20 protein-coding genes and 2 pseudogenes are annotated in these 22,964 nt (G+C 28.2%); 7 read left to right on the top strand and 15 right to left on the bottom strand.

The features are described from left to right. Positions 1-2 precede the first annotated feature (2 nt). The 6 genes and pseudogenes from sufU to AC5SL8_RS01775 all read right to left on the bottom strand — a co-directional run bounded on the left by sufU (position 3) and on the right by AC5SL8_RS01775 (position 5,538). Positions 3-473, bottom strand: a complete 471-nt coding sequence (sufU, locus tag AC5SL8_RS01800) for a Fe-S cluster assembly sulfur transfer protein SufU (RefSeq protein WP_494580383.1) — start codon at positions 471-473, stop codon at positions 3-5. Next, positions 470-1,690 (bottom strand): aminotransferase class V-fold PLP-dependent enzyme, encoded by a 1,221-nt coding sequence (locus AC5SL8_RS01795; protein ID WP_494580381.1) that lies wholly within the window; start codon positions 1,688-1,690, stop codon positions 470-472. Before AC5SL8_RS01795 ends, sufU begins: the two co-directional genes overlap by 4 nt. Continuing rightward, positions 1,687-2,529: pseudogene (sufD, locus tag AC5SL8_RS01790) on the bottom strand (Fe-S cluster assembly protein SufD); the annotation flags it as partial. The gene AC5SL8_RS01795 and the pseudogene sufD, both read right to left, overlap by 4 nt. A 426-nt stretch (positions 2,530-2,955) precedes the next feature. Beyond that, a pseudogene (gene sufC / locus AC5SL8_RS01785) lies at positions 2,956-3,669 on the bottom strand (Fe-S cluster assembly ATPase SufC); the annotation flags it as partial. After that, positions 3,669-5,111: a Fe-S cluster assembly protein SufB gene (gene sufB / locus AC5SL8_RS01780; protein WP_415276111.1), complete on the bottom strand. Its 1,443-nt coding sequence runs from the start codon at positions 5,109-5,111 to the stop codon at positions 3,669-3,671. The gene sufB and the pseudogene sufC, both read right to left, overlap by 1 nt. A 1-nt stretch (position 5,112) precedes the next feature. After that, entirely contained in the window at positions 5,113-5,538 is a 426-nt protein-coding gene (locus AC5SL8_RS01775; RefSeq protein WP_494580379.1) for an RrF2 family transcriptional regulator, read from the bottom strand. Between the two features lie 149 nt (positions 5,539-5,687). Between AC5SL8_RS01775 and AC5SL8_RS01770 the strand changes: the two genes are divergently transcribed. Further along, positions 5,688-6,332, top strand: coding sequence for an alpha/beta hydrolase (locus AC5SL8_RS01770; protein WP_494580790.1), 645 nt, complete (start codon positions 5,688-5,690; stop codon positions 6,330-6,332). Positions 6,333-6,334: 2 nt separating this feature from the next. Here the strand turns inward: AC5SL8_RS01770 and AC5SL8_RS01765 are convergent, their stop codons facing one another. After that, positions 6,335-7,462 carry an anhydro-N-acetylmuramic acid kinase gene (locus AC5SL8_RS01765; protein ID WP_494580377.1) on the bottom strand — a complete coding sequence of 376 codons (1,128 nt, stop codon included), beginning with the start codon at positions 7,460-7,462 and terminating at the stop codon, positions 6,335-6,337. 44 nt (positions 7,463-7,506) lie between these two features. Here AC5SL8_RS01765 and tyrS point away from each other — a divergent pair, with 44 nt between their 5' ends. Then, positions 7,507-8,736: a tyrosine--tRNA ligase gene (tyrS, locus tag AC5SL8_RS01760; protein ID WP_494580375.1), complete on the top strand. Its 1,230-nt coding sequence runs from the start codon at positions 7,507-7,509 to the stop codon at positions 8,734-8,736. Here tyrS and AC5SL8_RS01755 read toward each other — a convergent pair. The 3 genes from AC5SL8_RS01755 to AC5SL8_RS01745 are packed head-to-tail and all read right to left on the bottom strand — an operon-like array spanning position 8,733 to position 14,362. After that, entirely contained in the window at positions 8,733-10,931 is a 2,199-nt protein-coding gene (locus AC5SL8_RS01755) for a hypothetical protein (RefSeq protein WP_494580373.1), read from the bottom strand. The two genes, tyrS and AC5SL8_RS01755, sit on opposite strands and share 4 nt — an antisense overlap. Beyond that, positions 10,928-11,974: a peptide chain release factor 2 gene (prfB, locus tag AC5SL8_RS01750; protein WP_494580789.1), complete on the bottom strand. Its 1,047-nt coding sequence runs from the start codon at positions 11,972-11,974 to the stop codon at positions 10,928-10,930. The genes AC5SL8_RS01755 and prfB overlap by 4 nt, the downstream gene beginning before the upstream one ends. 48 nt (positions 11,975-12,022) lie before the next feature. Continuing rightward, positions 12,023-14,362 (bottom strand): penicillin-binding protein 1A, encoded by a 2,340-nt coding sequence (locus AC5SL8_RS01745; protein ID WP_494580371.1) that lies wholly within the window; start codon positions 14,360-14,362, stop codon positions 12,023-12,025. Between the two features lie 99 nt (positions 14,363-14,461). Here AC5SL8_RS01745 and AC5SL8_RS01740 point away from each other — a divergent pair, with 99 nt between their 5' ends. Continuing rightward, positions 14,462-16,309 carry an Rne/Rng family ribonuclease gene (locus tag AC5SL8_RS01740; protein WP_494580369.1) on the top strand — a complete coding sequence of 616 codons (1,848 nt, stop codon included), beginning with the start codon at positions 14,462-14,464 and terminating at the stop codon, positions 16,307-16,309. On the opposite strand, the gene AC5SL8_RS01735 is transcribed toward AC5SL8_RS01740, so the two are convergent. Together AC5SL8_RS01735 and thiS are read right to left on the bottom strand one after the other, a co-directional pair. Beyond that, a complete protein-coding gene (locus AC5SL8_RS01735) occupies positions 16,306-17,079 on the bottom strand; it encodes a thiazole synthase (protein ID WP_494580367.1) in 774 nt (257 codons plus the stop codon). The two genes, AC5SL8_RS01740 and AC5SL8_RS01735, sit on opposite strands and share 4 nt — an antisense overlap. Before the next feature lie 2 nt (positions 17,080-17,081). Next, positions 17,082-17,300 carry a sulfur carrier protein ThiS gene (thiS, locus tag AC5SL8_RS01730; protein ID WP_494580365.1) on the bottom strand — a complete coding sequence of 73 codons (219 nt, stop codon included), beginning with the start codon at positions 17,298-17,300 and terminating at the stop codon, positions 17,082-17,084. Positions 17,301-17,316: 16 nt separating this feature from the next. Here thiS and aroQ point away from each other — a divergent pair, with 16 nt between their 5' ends. From aroQ to accC, 3 genes are read left to right on the top strand one after another with little or no spacing between them, the layout of a single operon-like run. Beyond that, positions 17,317-17,757: a type II 3-dehydroquinate dehydratase gene (gene aroQ, locus AC5SL8_RS01725; protein WP_494580364.1), complete on the top strand. Its 441-nt coding sequence runs from the start codon at positions 17,317-17,319 to the stop codon at positions 17,755-17,757. Then, the gene (locus AC5SL8_RS01720; RefSeq protein WP_494580362.1) at positions 17,754-18,182 is read left to right on the top strand and encodes an acetyl-CoA carboxylase biotin carboxyl carrier protein; all 429 of its coding nucleotides are present in this window, start codon (positions 17,754-17,756) and stop codon (positions 18,180-18,182) included. The genes aroQ and AC5SL8_RS01720 overlap by 4 nt, the downstream gene beginning before the upstream one ends. Then, a complete protein-coding gene (gene accC / locus AC5SL8_RS01715; RefSeq protein WP_494572732.1) occupies positions 18,182-19,519 on the top strand; it encodes an acetyl-CoA carboxylase biotin carboxylase subunit in 1,338 nt (445 codons plus the stop codon). The genes AC5SL8_RS01720 and accC overlap by 1 nt, the downstream gene beginning before the upstream one ends. Here accC and AC5SL8_RS01710 read toward each other — a convergent pair. Beyond that, positions 19,516-19,923, bottom strand: a complete 408-nt coding sequence (locus AC5SL8_RS01710) for a DUF2155 domain-containing protein (RefSeq protein WP_494572733.1) — start codon at positions 19,921-19,923, stop codon at positions 19,516-19,518. The two genes, accC and AC5SL8_RS01710, sit on opposite strands and share 4 nt — an antisense overlap. Further along, the gene (locus AC5SL8_RS01705) at positions 19,883-20,242 is read right to left on the bottom strand and encodes an NADH-ubiquinone oxidoreductase subunit NDUFA12 family protein (RefSeq protein ID WP_494580788.1); all 360 of its coding nucleotides are present in this window, start codon (positions 20,240-20,242) and stop codon (positions 19,883-19,885) included. The genes AC5SL8_RS01710 and AC5SL8_RS01705 overlap by 41 nt, the downstream gene beginning before the upstream one ends. 114 nt (positions 20,243-20,356) lie before the next feature. On the opposite strand from AC5SL8_RS01705, the gene AC5SL8_RS01700 reads away from it, so the two are divergent. Further along, the gene (locus AC5SL8_RS01700; protein WP_494572735.1) at positions 20,357-21,178 is read left to right on the top strand and encodes a TSCPD domain-containing protein; all 822 of its coding nucleotides are present in this window, start codon (positions 20,357-20,359) and stop codon (positions 21,176-21,178) included. Position 21,179: 1 nt separating this feature from the next. On the opposite strand, the gene aspS is transcribed toward AC5SL8_RS01700, so the two are convergent. Continuing rightward, positions 21,180-22,964, bottom strand: a complete 1,785-nt coding sequence (gene aspS / locus AC5SL8_RS01695) for an aspartate--tRNA ligase (RefSeq protein ID WP_494580361.1) — start codon at positions 22,962-22,964, stop codon at positions 21,180-21,182.

The following is a 22,964-nucleotide window of genomic DNA, read 5'->3' as shown; positions in this document are numbered from 1 at the left end:
TTTTAATCTAATCTTTCAGTATTAATTTCTTCTTGAGTATTGTCAATTGCAGAAACTAAAGTATGCCATGATAAAGTTGCACATTTAACTCTCATTGGATATTTTTTTACTCCAGATAAGCACATTAATTTGGTTTTTTCATCCTCTTTTAAATTTTCTGAATTTAATTCAGGATTTTCTTTTATCATTCCTAAAAAATCTTCAACAATTTCTTTAGCTTCATGTTCATTCTTACCTTTAATTAAGTCTGTCATAATTGAGGCTGACGCCATTGAGATAGCGCAACCACTACCTTCAAAAGAAATATCTTCTACTATTTTTTGTCCATTAAGTTTTAAATAAATATGTACATTATCACCACATAAAGGATTATGTCCTTTAGCATCTTTATTAAAATTTTCAGTTTTTCTAAGATTGCGTGGATTTTTACCATGCTCTAGTATTATTTCTTGATATAATTCTTTTAAGTTCATTTTTGGTTAAATATTTTTTTACAATTATTTATTGCATCATTAAGTGTATCTAAATCTTCTCTTGTATTATAAATTCCAACAGATGCTCGCGAACTTGCAGGTATATTTAATTTATCATGTAGAATTTGACAGCAATGATGACCCGCTCGAATTGCAACTCCATCTCCATCTAAGATAGTTGCTACATCATGTGGGTGAATACCCTCAATAGTAAAAGATAAAACCCCACCTTTATTTTTAGGATTACCAATTAATCTAACTGAGTTATTTTTTTGTAATAGTTCCTGCCCATATTCAACTAAGTCAGCTTCATGTTCCACCACATTATCTATACCAATTCTTTCTAAAAATTTAATAGACTGATCAAATGCAATCACTTGAGCTGTAGCCATAGTTCCTGCCTCAAATTTATTAGGAAGATCGCCATAAGAAATTCTATCTTTTTTAACCTCATTGATCATTCCACCACCACCTTGATATGGAGGCAATTCTTCTAACCATTTTTTTTTACCATACAAAACACCTAAACCGGTAGGGCCATACATTTTATGACAAGAAATAGCATAAAAATCACAATCAAGATCTTGCATATCTAATCTTAAATGAGGAGCGCCCTGACAACCATCAACTACAACAATTATACCTTTTGAATGAGCAAGCTCTGTTATTTCTTTAATTGGTAAAATAGCACCTGTAACATTTGATAAATGTGTAATTGAAATTACTTTTGTTCTAGAAGTAATTCTTTTTTCAATTTCTTCTAATGTTACTTCACCATCATCATTAATTTCAGCAAAATTAATTTTTATATTTTTGGATTTTCTTAGAAAATGCCAAGGCACATAATTAGAATGGTGCTCCAATTCAGTGATAAGCACTTCATCACCATCCTGTAAATAATTTTGACCCAATATATTTGCAACTAGATTAAGTGCTTCTGTTGCACCTTTGGTAAAAACAATTTCATTTTTATCCTTAGCATTAATAAATTTTTGAACTGAAGTTCTTGTGTTCTCATATAAATTGGTAGCAGCAACCGCAAGATAATGAACACTTCTGCCTACATTAGAAAATTCTTTACTATAAAATTCATTAATTCTATCTATTACAACTTTTGGTTTTTGAGAAGAATTTGCACTATCTAGATATACTAAATCATTATTTTGAATTTTTTCATCAAAAATAGGGAACTCTTTTTTTATCTTGTCTATATTCATTCTTTAAGTCCAATCATGTTTTTAATTAAATTTTTTATTTCAGAGTCAGTTATTTTTTCTATTACATCTAGTAAAAACCCATTAATTAAAAGTTCTCTTGATTGTTGATAATTTAACCCCCTAGACATTATATAAAATATAGAGTCCTCATCTAAACTACCTGATGCTGAACCATGTGAACATTTAACATCATCTGCATAAATTTCTAATTCTGGTTTTGCATTAAATTCAGATGCTTCATTTAATAAAATTGCTTTACTTAGTTGATATCCATCTGTTTTTTGTGCTTCTGAATTAACAAATATTTTTCCCTGATATACAGCTTTAGAACTATCGTTTAAGACACTTTTAATTAATTGATAGCTTTTGGTATTTTTTGTTAGGTGATTTATGGTAGTTCTAACTTCATGGTGTCTATCATTAGAAAGTGAAAAAATACCATTTATATATGCTGATGAATATTTTCCATTTAAATTACAATTAATCTCATTCTTAAAGAAATGTGATCCAGATGATAAAATAAATGTTTCTGATAAACTGTTAGCAGCTTGTTCAATATTATTAAAAGAATATTTTACATTCGTATTTTCTATTTTATCAATTTTATAATTTTTTAAAATTGCATTTTGTTTTAAATCAAAATTATAAAAAATATTTAAAAAATTTTTTTCTGAATTATCATTAAATAAGTCTATTAATCTCAAGGAGCTATTTTCTTCTAGTTGAAAATCTAAGTTTAAATTTATGTTTTTGGACTTAATCTTATCATTCGTTACGTGATAAATTATTAAAGGTTTTTCTAATTGATAATCTTTTTTAATTAAGATTTTATAAGATTTATTGGTAAAAGCTTTATTTAAATCAATTAAAGAGTTAAAGTTATTTGACCTGTTGTCAATTTCTGGCTCATCAACTATTTTTATCTTATCTTTTTTTTCATAATCAAAATCAATTTTTTCAATTCTGCCATTTACAAAAACGATCTTGTTATGTTCAAGCCCATCAATAAATACTGATGTATCAATCTTATTTGATAATGAATAATCATTATAAAAGCTTAGATCACCAATATTTTTTTTAATTATTTGATTTAAATCAGAAAATTTCCAATTTTCATCTCTTCTATTTGGAAAGCCTGTTTTTATAAATTCATTCAAAGAGTTTTGTTTAAGTTCAATATCTCTTTTGGTAAAACTTGAAGTTTTTATAATATTATCAAAATCTATTTGAAGTTGTTCTTTCATTAAATTAAAAACTTTCATATCCTTTTTTTCTAGTTCTAAAGCTAATTCTGCTCCACCAGATTTAATAATCTTTCCATTTTTCAATACATGCACAAAATCAGGTTTAATATAATCTAGTAGCCTCTGGTAATGGGTAATTATTAGAAAAGAATTTTTCTTATCCCTTAAAGTATTCACCCCATCGGCAACAATTTTTAAAGCATCAATATCTAATCCAGAGTCGGTTTCATCTAAGATTGATAACTTTGGTGCTAACAATGACATTTGCAAAATTTCATTTTTCTTTTTTTCTCCACCAGAAAAACCAACATTTAATTGTCTATTTAGTTTTTCTTCATCAAACTTAAGTTCTTTTGCTTTTTCTTTTACTAATTTTAAAAACTCGATAGCATCAAGCTCCTTTTCACCTCTTGCTTTTTTTACTGCATTTAATGAAGTTTTTAAAAATATATTTGTATTAACTCCTGGAATTTCTAAAGGATACTGAAATGCTAAAAAGATACCTTTGTGTGCTCTTTCCTCTGTTTCTAAATCAAATAAATTTTTATTTTCAAAAAGAACCTCTCCTGAAACTTCATATCCTTTTTTACCTGATAAAATATTTGATAATGTACTTTTTCCTGATCCATTTGGACCCATTATAGCATGAACTTCTCCTGGGTTTATTTCAAGAGAAAGTCCTTTTAAAATTTCTTTACTATCTATCGTTGCATTTAATTTATTTATCTTTAACATTACCCAACACTTCCTTCCAAACTAATGCCAACTAACTTTTGGGCTTCAACAGCAAATTCCATCGGTAATTGTTGCAATACCTCTTTACAAAATCCATTCACTATTAATCCAACTGCTTCTTCTTGACTCAAACCTCTTTGCTGACAATAATGAAGTTGTTCTTCACTTATTTTTGAAGTTGTTGCCTCATGAGCAATATTTGATTCTGAGTTTTTGTTTTTAATATACGGAACTGTATGTGCTCCACACTTATTACCCATTAACAATGAATCACATTGAGTATAATTACTAGAATTTGATGCTTTAGAGGAAATATCAACTAGACCTCTGTAAGTCATATCTGAAAATCCTGCGCTTATTCCTTTTGAAATAATTTTACTCTTTGTATTTTTACCTAAATGGATCATTTTTGTACCCGTGTCAGCTTTTTGATGGTTATTTGTAATCGCAATTGAATAAAACTCTCCAATTGAATTGTCTCCTTTTAAAATACAACTTGGATATTTCCAGGTAATAGCAGATCCTGTTTCTACTTGTGTCCATGAAATTTTAGAATTTTTACCTTTGCACAATCCTCGTTTAGTAACAAAATTATATATTCCACCTTTTCCATCTTTATCACCAGGATACCAATTTTGAACTGTAGAATATTTTATTTCAGCATCATCTAGTGCTATCAACTCTACATTAGCAGCGTGCAATTGATTTTCATCTCTCATAGGAGCTGTGCAACCTTCTAAATAACTTACATAACTTCCTTTATCTGCAACAATTAAGGTTCTTTCAAACTGACCTGTATTTGAGGCATTAATTCTAAAGTAAGTAGATAGTTCCATCGGACATCTTACGCCTTCAGGTATATATGCAAATGAACCATCAGTAAAAACAGCAGAATTAAGAGTTGCAAAAAAGTGATCAGTTGTAGGAATTACAGATCCTAGATATTTCTTAACTAGTTCAGGATGATTTTGAATAGCCTCCGATATAGGACAAAATATAATTCCTAGCTTAGACAGTTCTTCTCTAAAAGTTGTGGCAACTGAGACCGAGTCAAATACTGCATCAACTGCAATACCATTTAATCTTGCCTGTTCTTGAAGTGGGATCCCAAGTTTTTTATATGTTTCTAAAAGTTTTGGATCTAATTCGTCTAAACTTTTAGGTTTATCATCCATACTTTTTGGTGCTGAATAATAATATAAATCTTGATAATCAATTTTTGGATACTTTGGTTTTTGCCAATCTGGTTCTTTTAATTGTTTAAATCTTTCAAATGCTTTTAATCTAAAATCAAGCATCCATTTAGGTTCTTTTTTAATATTTGAAATAAATTTAATTACTTCTTCATTTAAGCCTTTGGGCGCTGTTATACTTTCAATGTCAGTTGAAAATCCATATTTATAATCTTTTAATTTTTCTATTTCTTTTTCTCTAGCGTCCATTTTAATTTCTACTTTCTGATGAGTTGCTTATAAGATCTTTTAAATTTTTTTGTTCAAAAAAATGATTGATATGGATTTCAAGTTCGTCCCATAAGTTATGAGTGATGCATTTTGTGGTCTTGCTATTGCATCCCTTTTTAGACTCCTTCTTGCATTGAACAGTTTTAACTTCTTCATCAACAGCACTAAGTATGTTTGCTAATTTAATTTCTTCTGGTTCTTTGTTTAAGATATAACCTCCATTAGTTCCTCTAATGCTCTTTACGATATTATATTTTTTTAACTTAGAAAAAATTTGCTCTAAAAAATCCAAAGAAATTCCTTGTCTTAACGATATATCTCTCAAAGGAACTGGATTAACGCTGTTGAACCTAGCAAGGTCAGCTAAAGCCATTACCGCATATCTACCTTTTGATGTTAATTTCATATTTACCCTTATTTAAGAAGGCTTTTTATATAAACTTGACCAAATTAGTCAAGTATCCAATATGAAAAAAAGATAACATATTGTCGCTTAGTTATGATAAGTGTATTTTTTTTTGAGAATAATAATCAATATCATTTATGGATAACAAAATAGTAGAAGTTTTCATACCTGGGCCTGCTGGAAGATTAGAAGCAAAATATTATAAAAGTAATAAAAGCACTTCACCAATAGCGTTGGTGCTTCAGCCACATCCTCAATATGGTGGAACAATGAACAATAAAGTTGTTGTTGATACATTTCATACATTTATGGAAAATGAATTTTCAGTTTGTAGAGTTAACTTTAGAGGTGTTGGTAAAAGTGATGGTGAATTTGATAATGGCCAAGGAGAATTAGCTGACGCAGCCGCCGCACTAGATTGGCTTGAGAGAGAAAACTTTGATAATTCTCAATGTTGGGTTTCTGGATTTTCTTTTGGTTCATTAATTGCAATGCAATTATTAATGAGGAGACCTGAAATAAATAGATTTATTGCAATATCTCCTCAGCCAAATGTGTATGATTTTTCATTTTTGTCTCCTTGTCCAACTTCTGGATTAATGATCTATGGAAAAAAAGATGAACTAGTTCCAGTTGAACATATTACTGAACTTGATAAAAGATTAAGTGCTCAAAAGGGAATTAAAGTTGACTTTCAAGTTATAAGTGATGCTAATCATTTTTTTTCAAAGACTGAGGATGTTTTAATTAAATATTTAGATAAATATATTAAAAAAGAGTCTGCTTTATTTTAAAGTTAATAATTTTTAACTAAAATTCCACCAGTGCAAGATTTTTTAACATTTGTTGTTTTAACAAATGAAATTTCTTTTTTAAGTAATGATCTTATTGCAAGATATGCAAAAGCCTGTGATTCAATAAAATCGCCATTTATATTATAGTCGTCAATTAAATCTAAATTAATATTATTTGGTAGTTTATTTCTAATATTTTCAATTAGTGTTAAGTTTTTTCTTCCACCACCACAAACTAATAAATTAATCTTATTAGTTTTATCTTTTTTTGTGTTTTTAATTATTGAGTCACAAATAATTTCACTAGTAAATTTTGTCAAGGTTGAGAGTCCATCTTCATAGGATAAGCCTCTAACAAAACTTAAATCAAAATTTTTTATATCAAATGAGAGATTTTTATTTTTGTTTATATTTTCAAAATTTTCAGTAGCTTGGTTCAAGATGATTTCATCTATTTTTCCAATACTTGCAGCTTTGCCATTTAAATCATATCTATAACTAGTATGCTTTCTAACCCATTCATCTAATAAACAATTACCAGGCCCTATATCATAACTTATCAGATCATCATTTTTATTTGATGTTATGATAGTAATATTTGCTATGCCTCCAATATTTAGAATAAAAACTGGTAGCTCAATTTTATTTTTATTTATTATTAAATTATGAAAAATGGGTGCAAGTGGGGCGCCTTGACCACCATTCTCTATATCATTAGCCCTAAAATTATAAATTACATCTTTTTTTAAAAGACTAGATAATAAGGATCCATCACCTAATTGTTTTGAAATTTTTTGGCTTGCATCATGAAATATGGTTTGACCATGAAAACCAATTAAATCCACCTCATAATCACTTTTATTAATAATCTTATTGCAAATTTCCGCATGATATAAAGTGATTTTTCTCTCAATTTCACTTACTAATTCAGAATTAATAATTATATCATTAGCAGAATTAATCTTGTTTCTTAGATTTACTAAATCTTTATATAAAGCCTGATCATATTCAAAGAATTCATCAAAAATTGACTCATATTCATTTTCCCCATCCGATCTAATAATTGAAGCATCAATACCATCCATTGAAGTTCCGCTCATTAAACCTAAAGAGGTGTAAAATTTTTCCATTCTTAATTTCTAAATAAATATTGTATATTCTTGATAGCATATTTATGAATATTTTTTTAAAAGAATTTAAAGAAAGAGGTTTTTTTTACCAATGTACTGGAGAAGAAAATCTATCTCAATTACTTGATAAAGAAAAAATTAATGCTTACATTGGTTTTGATTGTACAGCTGAAAGTCTTCATGTTGGAAGCTTGCTTCAAATTATGTGTCTTAGATTACTACAAAAACATGGTCATCGTCCTATAGTGTTACTGGGTGGGGGGACTACTAGAATTGGAGATCCATCAGGAAAAGATAAAACTAGAACTATTTTATCAGAAGAAGAAATTGAAAAAAATATTAAGAATATTGAAAAAATATTAAAAAATTTTTTAACTGATACTAACCCAAAAACAAAACCTATATTCGTAAATAATTATTCTTGGCTAAAAAACTTAAATTACATTTCTTTTTTAAGAGATATTGGAAAACATTTTACAATAAATAAGATGTTAAGTTTTGATAGTGTTAAAACTAGATTGGAAAGAGAGCAATCTTTGAGTTACATGGAATTTAATTATATGATTTTACAAGCATATGATTTTCTTGAACTAAATAAAAAAGAAAATTGTATGTTGCAAATTGGTGGTTCTGATCAATGGGGAAACATTGTAAATGGTGTTGAATTAATTAAACGATATTCAAATAAACATGTTTACGGTCTCACTACACCTTTAATAACTCTAGCCTCTGGAGCAAAGATGGGAAAAACAGAATCTGGTGCTGTTTGGCTAGATAAAAGATTTCTTTCTAGTTATGATTATTGGCAATTTTGGAGAAATATTGATGATCGTGATGTTTTAAAGTTTTTAAAAATTTTTACAGATATTACATTGGAAGAAATTGAAACTGTTAAAGATAAAAATATAAATGAATTAAAAATTTTATTAGCAAATAAAACTACTGCACTGCTACATGGTGATGGAGAAGCAAAAAAATCTGAAGAAACAGCAAAACAAACGTTCGAGGGTAGAGTGCTGGGAGATAATTTGCCAACTATTCAAATTATGAAAAAAAAATTAGACAATAAACTAAACATCATAGATCTAATAGTTATGTCTAAGTTAGAGAATTCCAAAAGTGAAATTAGAAGATTAATTAAAGGAAATGGTGTTAAGATTAATAATCAAACTATCTCTGATGAAAAAATGCTTATCTCTAAAACTTTATTTAAGGATAATTTAATAAAACTTTCTTTAGGTAAAAAAAAACATATAAAAGTAGAATTAATTTAGTTCTTTTTTAATTTTTCTAGAGTTCTTGTAATAAATCTTGGTGTTAAAGTTTTAACAGGATTAACAGTAGTTGATAAGTCTTCTGGTGGTCCTTTAATTTTAAAGCTAACACCAAATACTCCCTCTCCAACCTTATCTCCAATTAATAGATCGCCTACAATTGGTATCGAAGCAATAGATCTATTTATTGTTGTTGCTGGCACTAACGTTCCTCTTAGACTAACTAATTTTTTACTTTCTATATAACCATCCATTAATATCGATACAGCTGGCCCTATGGCATACATTTCATCAATATTAGTAAGGCCTTTTTTATTAGAAAATCTCATTTCGAGGTCAGTAAATCTTATTCCTTCACCAGTAAGAATATCTGCTATTCCCTGAAGTGAAGCTAAGCTTAAAAGTTTAGCAAAAATAGGGACTTCTTGAACTTTGAAGTCATCAATAATTAATTCTGAGTTCGATACACCGTCTTTTTTAATGGATTTAAAATTTAAATTTCCTTCTTCAAATCCTTTTATAAATTTATATCTCTTAATTAATGGTTTTGGGTAATCTGTAATTAGACTTGTGGTGGTTTCCTTTGCATCATTAGTTAATACTGTAAGTGAAATGTTTTTATCATTTGGAAAGTCTGCATCAAGTATTAGATTGTTAATCTTATTATTTTTTAAAATTATATATCCTGATAAATTATTGAGATGATTAATTTCATCAATATAAGTTTTTTTAATATTTATATCGACTCTACTGTTAAGATTTTCAAATATAGAAGAATTTTCATCATTGTTATCCATGATATTATCAATTAGCTTTGAAAGATCTAGGTTATCTCCCTCAATAATAAAATTGGAATTATCTTTTCTTAAATTGATTTTATTAAGAATTTTATTTTTATTTTTAAAATTGATATTAGCTTTTTCTATATCTAAAACTTTAAAATTATTATCTAGCTTTAAATTATTAATCAAAATTTTATTTTTGTTTTCTTCTAAAGAGATAGTTTTAAATTTAAGTAAGTTTCCTTTTTTGAAGTCTCCATTTATTATAATTATAGAGTTTACATCTTCTTTTTTTTCATAATTTAGAGGAACAATTTGGAAGGAATTATCTTTAATATCAAATTTAGTATCAAATGAAAATTGATCATTACTCTTAATAATCTCATAAGTTATTTGTTCAGATTTATCAGTAAAAAAAATACTACCAGTTCCTTTCACTTTCAGTTTGTCTTTTTTGTAATTAATTTGAATTTTATTTTTTTCAAATAATATTTCTTCTTTTGTATTTTTTAAATATGCACTTAAATCAATAAATTTTTTAGAGAAAATTAATTTATCTAGGTCAAGTGTAGTATTAATATCAAGTTTATTAATCTTAAATTTCTTATTAATTTCAAATGAAAGTTTGTTGTTGGAACTAAATTCAATTTCTTTTATATCTTTAAGATTAATTAAACCTTTGGATATAAAATTTAAATCATCACCATCTAATTTTTGATTTTTTGTTAAAAATATTCCATCTATTAAATATGAATCTTTTTTTTTTGTAATTTCAATCAGCGGTGAATTTAATTTAATTTCATTAAAAGAAGTTTTAATTTTACTTAATGAATATTGATTTTTATTTAAATTAAATAAAAAGTTTAAATCGTTAATGGTTGACTGATTTAATAAATCCAATCTTGCATTTTTAATAGATCCTTTAATCTGATAGTCGTCTTTTACTTTGCCTTTAGTATCAAAGTTTATACTAACATCTGCTTCTATTGAGCCATCCTTAATTATTGTGCTTATAATGAATAACTGAGGAGAATTGTGAACTTTTCTAGTAAAGAATAATAAATCATTAATCTCTATTTCAGCTGTTGAGATTTGCAAATCATCGATTGAAAATTGATTGTCAATAAAAGATTTTATTGAAATATTTGTTTTAATATTCTTAATATCAATCAGTCTATCTTCAATTAATAATTTGGAATTATTTGTTGAAATATTTATACTTAAATTTTTTAGATTTAATAAATAGTTAACATCATTTAATTGAAAATTAATTTTATTATTAACTTCTGAAATACTTTTCTTAATCTGATTATTAAATTTCTTTGTTTTTAAACCAAAAATACTCAGATATCCTATTCCAAGAATTAAGACTAAAAAAAAAGTTAATAGAGTTTTAATAATTCCTTTAATCATTTTACTTTATATAGGGAACTTTCTAAAAAGTCGTCAATTTCTCCATCTAGTACTTTATCGGGATTTGAGCTTTCAAAATTAGTTCTATTATCTTTTACCATTCTGTAAGGGTGTAAGACATAAGATCTAATTTGGTGACCCCATCCTATTTCTGATTTTGAAGACTCTAAATTTTGACTGTCTTTTTCTTTTTTCTTCATTTCAAAATCATAAAGTCTCGCTTTAAGCATATTCATACAGGTTTCTTTATTTTTATGTTGAGATCTTTCATTTTGACACTGAACAACTATTTTAGTTGGTAGGTGCGTAATTCTAACAGCGCTGTCGGTTGTATTAACATGCTGTCCTCCTGCACCACTAGATCTGTAAGTATCTATTCTTAAATCTTTTTCAACAATTTCAATATCAATATTTTCGTCTACTATAGGATACATCCACACGCTAGCAAAGCTAGTATGTCTTCTTGCTCCTGAGTCAAATGGAGAAATTCTGACCAATCTATGAATACCCGACTCGGATTTAAGCCAACCAAAAACATAATCACCTTCAATTTTAATTGTTGAAGATTTTATTCCTGCTTCATCTCCTTTATGCTCACTAATTAATTCTGATTTAAAACCTTTAATGTCAGACCATTTTAAATACATTCTTCTTAGCATTTCTGCCCAATCTTGGCTTTCTGTACCTCCTGCCCCCGCATGTATTTCTACATAGCAATCTAAACTATCGGTTTCATTAGACAGGAAACATTTTGTTTCATTCTCTTTAGCTGTCTTTTTTAATTTTATAATACTTTCTAAAACTTCTTTAATTATTGATTGATTTTTTTCTTCTGTGGCTAAATTATTTAATTCATCTAAATCGGTAAGAGATAAAGAAGTATTCTCATATGAGTTTATTAAGTCTTCATATAGCTTTTTTTCTTTAATTATTTTTTGTGAGATAGATTTATTCTGCCAGAAATTACTTTCTAACATCTTTGCATTATTTTTCTCTAATTTTTGACGAATATCATTTTTTTCAAAGATACTCCTTAACTCTATGGTTAATTTTTTCTATTTCTAATTTGTAATTTATGTATTCGTTATCCATTAATAAAACCTTAATATATTATTATTTTTTAATCTATTGTTAATATCTTGATTTGCTAAATTATCACTAGGTAAATTTTTATATGCCTCAATTATGGTTGATTTAGTTGATGAGCTTGGTTTTTTTCCAGTAATTGGATCTATTACTTTCATGATAATATTATCTGCAACTTTGAATGGTCTAGCTTCTTCTTTTTTAACTGCATTTTTTACAAAATTTTTAAAAATTGGTAATGCTGTTTTTGCCCCTGTTTCATATTTTCCTAACGATTTGGGATTATCAAACCCAACATATGCACCAATGACAAGTTTTGATGTAAAGCCTATGAACCATGTATCGGTATTGCTATTTGTGGTGCCAGTTTTTCCACCAATATCTAAGTTCAAATCTTTTAAATTTTTTCCTGTACCATTTTGAACAGTACCCTCCAATATTGATGTCATTTGATAAGCAGTTTCAGAAGAAAAAATTTGTAAAAATTCGTCTCTAATATTTGGATAATTTTCACTTAAATAAGAAATCTGATCACAATTAATACACTTTCGTTTTTCATTATTGAATATCGTGTTTCCTTCACTATCTTGAATTCTGTCAATCATTATGGGCATTATAAGCTTTCCTCCGTTAACAAAAGATGAGTAAGCTGATGTTAATTTTAATAGTGTTGTTTCAGCTGAACCAAGTGAGATTGATAATAGTTCACTTGGATCTTCGTAAATTCTTAGTTGTTTTGAAAAATTAACTATCTTCTTAAGACCTAGATCTTGAGCTATTCTTACAGTCATCAAATTTCTAGATTTTTCTAATCCCATTCGTAAAGTTGAAGGACCATAGAATTTTTTTCCATAATTTTCAGGTTTCCACATCTTAAGATCTGATCCCTGCTCTAAAACGAGAGGAGCATCTAATATTAAAGTTGATGGCGTATATCCATTCTCAAGTGCCAACGCATATATGAATGGTTTAAATGCTGACCCAGGCTGTCTTAATGCTTGAGTTGCTCTATTAAACTCACTTTTTTTAAAACTAAAACCACCACTTAGTGCTAACACTCTTCCAGTAAATGGATCCATAACAACTATTCCCCCATTAACTTCAGGAAGCTGTCTTAATGCAAAAGTATTACCTTTTAATTTTTCAACATAAATTATATCACCAACCTTTAGTATTTGATCAAACTCTTTTTTTACCCAAGAAATATTTTCATATTTTATGGTGCCATTTTTTTTATTTTCTGTTTCAACATCTACAAAAAACTTATCAATCTTTATTACTATAGCAATCTCCCAATTAATTGATTTTTCTAATCTAAATTTATCTAAATTAATATCTTTGTTCCAATTATCTAATTTTTTACTATTAATTATTGGACCTCTCCACCCTCTTCTTTTATCGTAACTTATTAGTCCTTCTCTTAAAGATTTTATTGCAATTTTTTGTAAATCTAAATTAATTGGAGTGCTTATATTCAATCCTTGTTTATAGACTTTATCAAAACCTAATTTTTCAACAACATCTTTTCTAATATCTTCTACGTAATAACTGGTATCTTCTATAAAAGTTTTTTTTCTTTTTTTTAAACTGATTTTATTATTAGTGAATTCTTTGTAATCACTTTCATTTATGTAGCCATTTTCTAAAAGATTTTTTAACACTAAGTCTCTTCTAAACTTTGCTAATTTAATATTTTTATATGGATTATATCTGCTAGGAGCTTTAGGTAATGCCGCTAACATAGCTGCTTCTTCATAGCTTAATTCACTAATTGGCTTATCAAAATACTCAAGGCTTGCAGATGCTACACCATAAGTTCCTTCTCCAAGATAAATTTGATTCAAATAAAGTTCTAATATTCTTTCTTTTGAAAGTGCCCTTTCAATTCTAAATGCAAGAATTGCTTCTTTTATTTTTCTATTTAAACTAACTTCATTTGTTAATAAAAAATTTTTAGCTACTTGTTGCGTTATAGTTGATGCTCCTTCTAGTCTTCTTGATGCAATAATATTGGATATGTTATTGACTACAGCTCTAAGTACTCCTTTTGCATCTACGCCGGGATGATAAAAAAAATTTTTATCTTCAGCTGATAGAAAAGAATTTATAACTTTTTTAGATATTGCTTTATAGGGAACAAAAATTCTTTTTTCTGAAGAGAAATCATTTACTAACTCACCATCTCCTGAATAAACTTTGCTTGAAACTGCAGGTTTATAGCCCTTTAGAAATTTATAATCAGGCAAATTATTAGAAAAAGCCCATAAAACTGCTATTATTGATAATGCAGACAATAGACCAAAGCTTAAAATTAGTATAAAAATATTCTTAATTATTCGATGCATTAACTTTAATATATATATGAATTTGTTAAAGATAAGGCATCAAAATTAAAACAAAATTTAAAACTATTTAAATATAATGAAACAATTAATCAAAAATATATGGAAAAAAATTTATACATTGATGCTTCGCATCCAAACGAAACTAGAGTTGTTCTTAAATCTGGTGATAATATCGAAGACTACGAATACGAAGGTTTAAAAAATAATCTAATTAAAAATAATATCTATCTTGGTAAAGTTAGCAGAGTTGAGCCCTCTCTGCAGGCTGCATTTATAGATTTTGGAAGAGAAAGACATGGATTTTTATCATTCAACGATATTCAATCTGATTATTATCAAATTCCTCAGAGTGATTTAATTAAGATCAAAGAAGAGGAAGAAAGAGAAAGAGAAGAGCTTTTAAAGGAAAGTGAAAAAGAAGAGCAAAAAAATATTAATGAAGGTAATTTAGATATAAACGATCCAGTTGAGGCACAACCTGTGCTGGATTTAGAATTAAATACATCTGAAGAATTAGTTGTATCAGAAGAAGTTGCCACAGATGGAGGTGTTAAAGAAATACCTGAAATCGAAAATATTAAAAAACCACAATCAAGATTTAGAGCTAAGAGATATAAAATCCAAGAAGTTATCAAACCAAATCAAGTAATTTTGGTTCAAGTCTTAAAAGATGAAAGAGGACAAAAAGGTGCTGCCTTAAGCACTTTTATTTCAATTGCTGGTAAATATATTGTGTTAATGCCTAATACTCCAAAAGGAGGTGGGATATCTCGTAAAATATTTAATCCAGGAGAAAGAAAAAAAATCAGAACAATTTTAAATGAGATAGTTATACCAAAAGAAATGGGTCTTATAGTTAGAACAGCAGGATCTAATAAAACTAAAAATGATATAGATCATGATCTGCAAACATTAATTAAAACATGGAATGAAATAAAAGAAACAGCTCTAAATTCAATTGCACCTTCTTTAATTCATCAAGAAAGTGATATTATAAAAAGAACTTTAAGAGATATATATGACGAAGATACTAACAGTATTGTTGTAGAGGGAAATGAAGCATATAAAAAAGCACAAGGGTTTATGAAATTAATGATGCCCTCACATGTAAAAAAAATAAAAAAATATCGAGAAAAAACCCCTCTTTTTTTTAAAGAAAATATTGAAGGAAAGTTAAATCAAATTTATGACACAGAAGTAAAACTAAAATCTGGCGGTTATTTGGTTATCAATCCAACAGAAGCTTTAGTTTCTATTGATATAAACTCTGGAAGTTCGATAAAACAAAAAAATGTTGAAAGCACAGCTTTAGATACAAATTTAGAAGCAGCTGATGAAATATCAAGACAAATAAAGATTAGAGATTTATCTGGCTTAATAATTATAGATTTTATTGATATGTTAAGCTTTGGTAATAGAAGACTGGTCGAGAGAAGACTAAAAGAAAAATGTAGAACTGATAGAGCAAGAATACAAATAGGTAGAATTAGCACATTTGGTCTACTAGAGATGTCAAGGCAGAGATTGAGGGAAAGTGCTGTAAAATGGAAAGTAGCACTAACTGATGAGTCATTTTCACTTAAAATACTTAAAATGGTAGAAGTAAAAGCTGTTTTAACTAAAGCTAAGTTTGTTGAATTAAAGATTTGTCAAAAAATTTCTGATTTTATGAAAGAAAATTTCATAGAAGATTTAAAATTTTTTGAAGAAAAAAACCTTATAAAGATAGATATTATTGCAGATAACACTTTAATAATTCCTGAATATATAATTAATTTACAAAATAAGAGTAAAAAAACTATTGAGATTGTAGAGCACTTTGAAAAATTAAAAAATCTTGAGGATCAAAAAAAAGAAGCTAAAACTTATGAAATTTCTAATAATAAAAAACCGTTAAAGAAAAAGCCTTTTTTTAAAAAGAAATTTTACAAAAATCCAGCTGCTTAAATAATTCCTGTAGTTGGCGAAGAAGCACTGCCATAAATAGTTTTTTCTATTCTACCAGCTAAGTATGATTGTCTCCCTGCTATAACTGCATCTTTAAAAGCTAAAGACATTAAAAAAGGTTTTTTGGCTTTTGCAATAGCAGTGTTAGCCAAAACACCGTCACAACCCAACTCCATAGCAATAGTTGCATCTGAAGCCTGTCCTAATCCTGCGTCAACTATTACTGGAAGTTTTGTCTGACTTCTTATTATCTTTATATTTGTTGGATTCAAAATACCAAGGCCTGAGCCGATAGGAGCTGCCAGTGGCATTATTGCGCTCGCTCCCACATTCTCTAATCTTTTAGCCATCAACGGATCATCATTACAGTAAACCATAACCTTAAAACCTTCATTGGTTAGAACTTCAGTTGATTTTAAAGTTTCTATCATATCAGGGAATAAATTTTTTTTATCACCTAGAACCTCTAACTTAACCAATTTCCATCCTCCAATTTCTCTTGCTAATCTTAAGGTTCTAAGAGCTTCATCTGAAGTGAAACAGCCAGCTGTGTTGGGTAAATAGGTAATTTTTTTTGGGTCAATATAATCCATCAATAATGGTTTTTTCTTATCAGAAATATTTACTCTTCTTACCGCAACAGTAACAATATCTGCGCCAGATAATTTAATTGCTTTTGCACATTCTGACATTGTTTTATACTTTCCAGTACCAACAATTAATCTGGAATTAAATTTTTTTTTAGCAATAATAAATTTATCGTTTATCAATTTTAACCCCCTCCAATAAAGTGAACTATCTCTATTTTGTCGTCTTTTTTTAATTTGATATTATTTAATTTTTTTTTATCTACTATTTCGTGATTTAATTCAATTGCAACTTTTTTTAAAGGAATTTTAAGCTTATTCAATAAGGTAAAAAGACTTAAATTTTCATTTATTAATGAAAATTTACCATTAACTTTAATTTTTATTTTTTTTATTTTCTTCATACTATATAAGTCTCTGATGAGTAATAATATTATAATTATTAATGGCCCTAATCTTAATCTATTGGGTAAAAGAGAACAATCACAATATGGTGCTATAACTTTTGAACAACTAAAAGAAAACTGCCAAGCTAAAGCTAAAGAATTAAATGTTAATTTAGAATTTTATCAATCAAATATTGAAGGTGAAATTGTTACTCGTATACAAAAATCAAAAAATGAACATGACGGTATAATCGTTAACGCTGCCGGTTTTACACATACTTCTGTTGCTATAAGAGATGCTTTAGATATCTTTAAAAAACCAATCATTGAACTTCATATTTCAAATATATACAAAAGAGAAGAATTTAGACAAAAATCTCTAATTAGCGATATTGCTACTGGTGGTATTTTTGGTCTTGGAGATTTTGGATATATTTTAGCCATAATCTCCATGCAAAACATGTTAGAAAAATGAAAATAGATAAAAATATTATTAAAGAATTAACTGATTATCTTAATGAGTTTAATTTAACTGAAATTGAGTACACAGAAAAAGATACAAAAATAAAAGTATCAAAATCAACCAATACTGTTTCTGCAAATTCGAGTGTTGCAACTCAGCTCACTCCTTCATTAAATAAAGAAACAGCCAAACCTGCTATTACTGGAACTGAAGTAAAATCTCCAATTATTGGAACCGCCTACCATGCTCCAGAACCAGGAGCTAAAAAATTCATTGAAGTGGGAAAAAAAATTAAAAAAGGTGAAACGGTAATGATTGTTGAAGCAATGAAAACTATGAACCACATACCATCTACAACTGAAGGAATAGTAAAAGAGATTTGTGTAGAAGATGGCCAGCCTGTTGAGTATGGTCAAACGATTATCATCGTAGAGTAATGTTTAAAAAAATTTTAATTGCAAATAGAGGTGAAATTGCAGTTAGAGTTATAAGAGCCTGCAAAGAATGGGGAATTGCTACAGTTGCAGTGCACTCTGACGTTGACAGAGATAGTATGCATGTAAGATTAGCAGACGAAAGTGTTTGTATAGGCTCACATCAACCTGCAAATAGTTATTTAAATATTCCAGCATTAATGTCAGCTATTGAACTTACAAAAGCTGAAGCTGTTCACCCAGGCTACGGTTTTTTATCTGAAAACGCTAACTTTGCCAGAGTACTAGAAGAGAATAATATTAAGTTTATTGGTGCGTCATCCAAACTTATAGAAATGATGGGTGATAAAATTCAAGCAAAAAGAATTGCAAAAGAACATGGTTTGCCTGTTATTGAAGGATCCGAAGGTGGTGTAAAAGATATTAAACAAGCAAAAGAACTATGTAAAAAAATTGGCTTCCCTGTTTTAATTAAAGCTTCTGGTGGCGGTGGTGGTAAAGGAATGAAGATAGTTCATAAAGAAGAAGAATTTGAAAATTCTTTTTCAACAGCCAAGTCTGAAGCACAAAAATACTTTGGCAATGATGAAGTATATATAGAAAAATTTTTTCAAAATCCAAGACATATAGAAGTTCAAGTTTTATCTGGTAAAAATAGAACAGTTCATTTGCATGAAAGAGATTGTTCTGTACAAAGAAGACATCAAAAATTAATCGAAGAAACTCCAAGCCCTGTTTTAACTGATCAAATAAGAAAAGATCTTTTTGAAAGAACAGTCAATATGGTAAGTAAAATTGGTTATGAAGGTGCTGGAACTGTAGAATTTATTTATGAAGATGGAAAATTTTATTTTCTTGAAATGAATACACGTGTTCAAGTTGAACACCCAGTTACTGAAATGGTAACTGGTATTGATATTATTAAAGAACAAATTTGGATTGCTTTCACTGGAGATACTGCTTTAAAACAAAGTGATATAAACCCTAGGGGCCATGCTATAGAATGCAGAATAAACGCTGAGGATGCTAGTAAAAATTTTCAGCCCTCTCCTGGTACAATTGGTATGTGCCACCAGCCTTCAGGTTTTAGAACTAGAGTGGATGGTGCTATATTCCAAGGTTACAAAGTTACTCCTTATTATGACAGTATGGTATGTAAAGTGATTACTCATGGAAGAAATAGAACTGAAGCTATTCAACGTATGAATAGATCTCTTGATGAATTTGTTATTGAAGGCATCACAACAACAATACCTCTTCATAAAATTCTTCTTAATCATAAAAAATTTATAGAGTCTGATTTTAATGTTAGTTGGTTAGATAACGAAAAAGTATTTTAATAACATTTTGTTAACCAAATATCATATACAGGGTGATCGAATGGATTGATTGCAGGACTAGAAGAGAACGTCCAACCATTAAATACAAAGACTTCATTATTATCTCGGTTAGTTAAATCTTGAACTTGAATGTATGCAGTAATTTCTGGATTATCATCAAACTCTGAATTTTTACATTTAAGGCTTTTTATTAAAAGATTTTGAAATTTAACTTCTTCACCAATATTTAATTTTAAAGAGTTGGTTTTAGAACTTACTTTATCTAAAATTTTTAACTCAATAAAACTATTTGGAATACTTTCTAAAGCAGACAATGAAGATGACAAAATTATAAAAAATATTAGCAATGAAAAAGATATAAAACTAACTTTTCCAGGTAGTATACTTTTTTTTAATATCTTCATTATTTTTATTTGGGTGATAAGCGTTAGATGTGCCGGTTTGATTAGATTGATGAGGCTTTTGCCAATCATATTTTTTTAAATCATGATTATTTTCTATTTTATTTTTTGTAAAATGAATCCACGAGTACCATTCGTTAGGTATTTTTGATGCATCAATTTCATCACTATAAATAACCCATCTTTTACCATCTTTACTTTCGTAATATTTGTTTCCTGTCGAATCAGTCCCAACAAGTTTTCCAAAAAATAAAGTCTTTAGTTTTGTTCCAAGTGTTTCCTGATTCCACCAAACAAAAATTTTTTTTAAAAGTATCAACATATAATTTAATTCTTTCTTCAATCTAAAATTGTATAATTTAAATTAGACTAAAGTAAGGATTTGTATATAAATTAATTATCTTAAGATTCAAAATAAAAATTAATTAAAGGAAAAATGGCAAAATATTTAGTTGAAACATATTATACATGTAGCTTTAAAGTTAATCATTACTTAGATGACATCAATGAAAAAGAATTGGCTAATCTAGAAAAAAGAGACGATGGAAAATTCGAAGTTTTAGATGTAAAGCTTGATACTAGAAAAACAAAGAGTTTAGACTCGAACAATAAAGTAACTGAAACAAAAAAATTAGATATTATTTCAGAACAAAGTCAGCCAAAAACAATATCAAAAGAAAATAATACTACTTTTGTCAAAAAAATTAATGAAGGTGTAAGTAAACGTTTCAGTATGCCTGATAGAAGAAAAGGCTATATTCAAAAAGCAACTATTGGAGATCATAAAGTTTATCTTCACACTGGAGAATATGAAGATGGTAAAATTGGAGAAATTTTTATTGATACGAGTAAAGAAGGAGAGCTGGTAAAAGCTTTAATGAATAATTTTGCAATTGCTATTTCACTAGGCTTACAATACGGCGTTCCTTTAGATGAATTTATTAGTGCTTATGTTGATACAAAGTTTGAACCATCAGGAAAAGTTTATGGAAATGATAGAATTATGAGTGCTTCGTCTATACTTGATTATATATTTAGGGAGCTCGCTATCTCTTATCAAAATAGAGAGGATCTAGCTCATACTCCTGCAATTGGAGGATCTGACCGATCATCACCTGAGGAAGAAAATACTGAAGATCAAAATCAATTACTTAAAATTGTTAAAGACATTACCAGCAAAGGATTTGTAAGAAACAATTATAAGAAAAATTTGGTTGATTTATCTGATGTTAAGATCAGTTTAAAGGGTAAAAAGTAAATTACTTTTTCAACTTTATTGCTAAACCAAGTTCTTTAAGTTGATTTTCACTAACATCAGAAGGCGCATTCATCATTAGATCTTGAGCATTCTGGTTCATTGGAAACATTGTAACTTCTCTAATATTTTTTTCATTAGCTAAAAGCATTACAATTCTATCAATACCAGGTGCAATTCCACCGTGTGGAGGAGCGCCATAACTTAGAGCATTAATCATTCCACTAAATTTTTCATCAACATGCTTTTTTTGATATCCTGCAATTGAAAATAGTTTATACATTAATTCAGGCACATGGTTTCTTATTGCACCAGAAGATAGTTCTATTCCATTACAAACAATATCATACTGATAAGCTTTTATCTTTAACGGATTATCAAAATCTATATCTTTAATATCTCCTTGAGGCATTGAAAATGGATTGTGGCTAAACTCAATTTTATTAGTTATCTCATTTTTTTCAAACATGGGGTAATCAACAATCCAACAGAAAGCAAAAATATTCTCATCTATTAAGTCTAAGTCCCTTGCAATCCTATCTCTTGCAAGAGCAGTAATCTTTTCAACTTCATTAATTTTACCACAAGCAAAAAATACACTGTCTCCTATGTCAGCACCAGTTATTTTCATTATTTCTTTAAGTGATTCTTCTGAGAAAAATTTACCCACAGGTCCTTTAGCAGAAACATTGTCACCTTTTTCAATTGTAAAATAAGCTAACCCAGATGCTCCCTGCTCTTTAGCCCATTTGTCAATGTTATCAAAAAAACTTCTAGGTTTATCCTTTGTATTTTTTGTGACAATACATCTTACTTTTGATCCAGATTTTACAAGTTTTTTAAATATTTCAAAAGTTACATCCTTTCTTGAAAATATTTCTGTTAAATCTGATATTACTAATGGATTTCTTAAATCAGGTTTATCAGAACCATATTTAAGCATAGATTCTTCATAAGAAATTCTTGGAAAGCTTTCGTGCATTAATTTCTTGGATGAAAATTCTTTAAAAACATTTAGCATTAATTGTTCAACTACTCTAAAGACATCTTCCTGTTCTACAAAAGACATTTCAAGGTCAAGCTGATAAAATTCTCCTGGACTTCTGTCTGCTCTAGCATCCTCATCTCTAAAGCAAGGTGCAATTTGAAAGTATTTATCAAATCCAGACACCATTATTAATTGTTTAAATTGTTGAGGTGCTTGAGGTAAGGCATAAAATTTTCCAGGATTTAATCTACTTGGAACCAAAAAGTCTCTAGCTCCCTCAGGACTCGAAGAAGTTAAAATTGGAGTTTGAAACTCTAAGAAACCCAATTTAAACATTTCGTTTCTTATAAAAGAAATAACTTTTGATCTTAAAATAATATTATCATGAATTTTTTTTCTTCTAAGATCTAAAAATCTATATTTAAGTCTTATTTCTTCAGCATATTCTTGATCGCTAAAAACAGGCATTGGTAGTTCTTTGCATGAGCCCAATACTTCAAAAGAGTATATATTGACTTCAATCTCACCAGTCTGCAAATCTGAATTAATAGTTTCATTACTCCTTTTTATTACTTTGCCATTAACTTTTATTACACTTTCCAACTGTATTTTTTCAAGAGATTTAAAACTTTCATTACTTTTATCTATAATACATTGTGTAATTCCATAATTATCGCGCAAATCAATAAATAACAAATTACCATGATCTCTTTTTTTGTTGATCCATCCAGATAATATAATCTCTTCTCCATTGTTAGATATTGATAATTCGTTACAATTATGTGTTCTATACTTATTCAC

Source organism: Candidatus Pelagibacter sp. PS_41, assembly GCF_059417725.1.
Note: the sequence above shows the minus strand (reverse complement) of the source record. Positions and strands in the feature narration are given on the sequence as shown.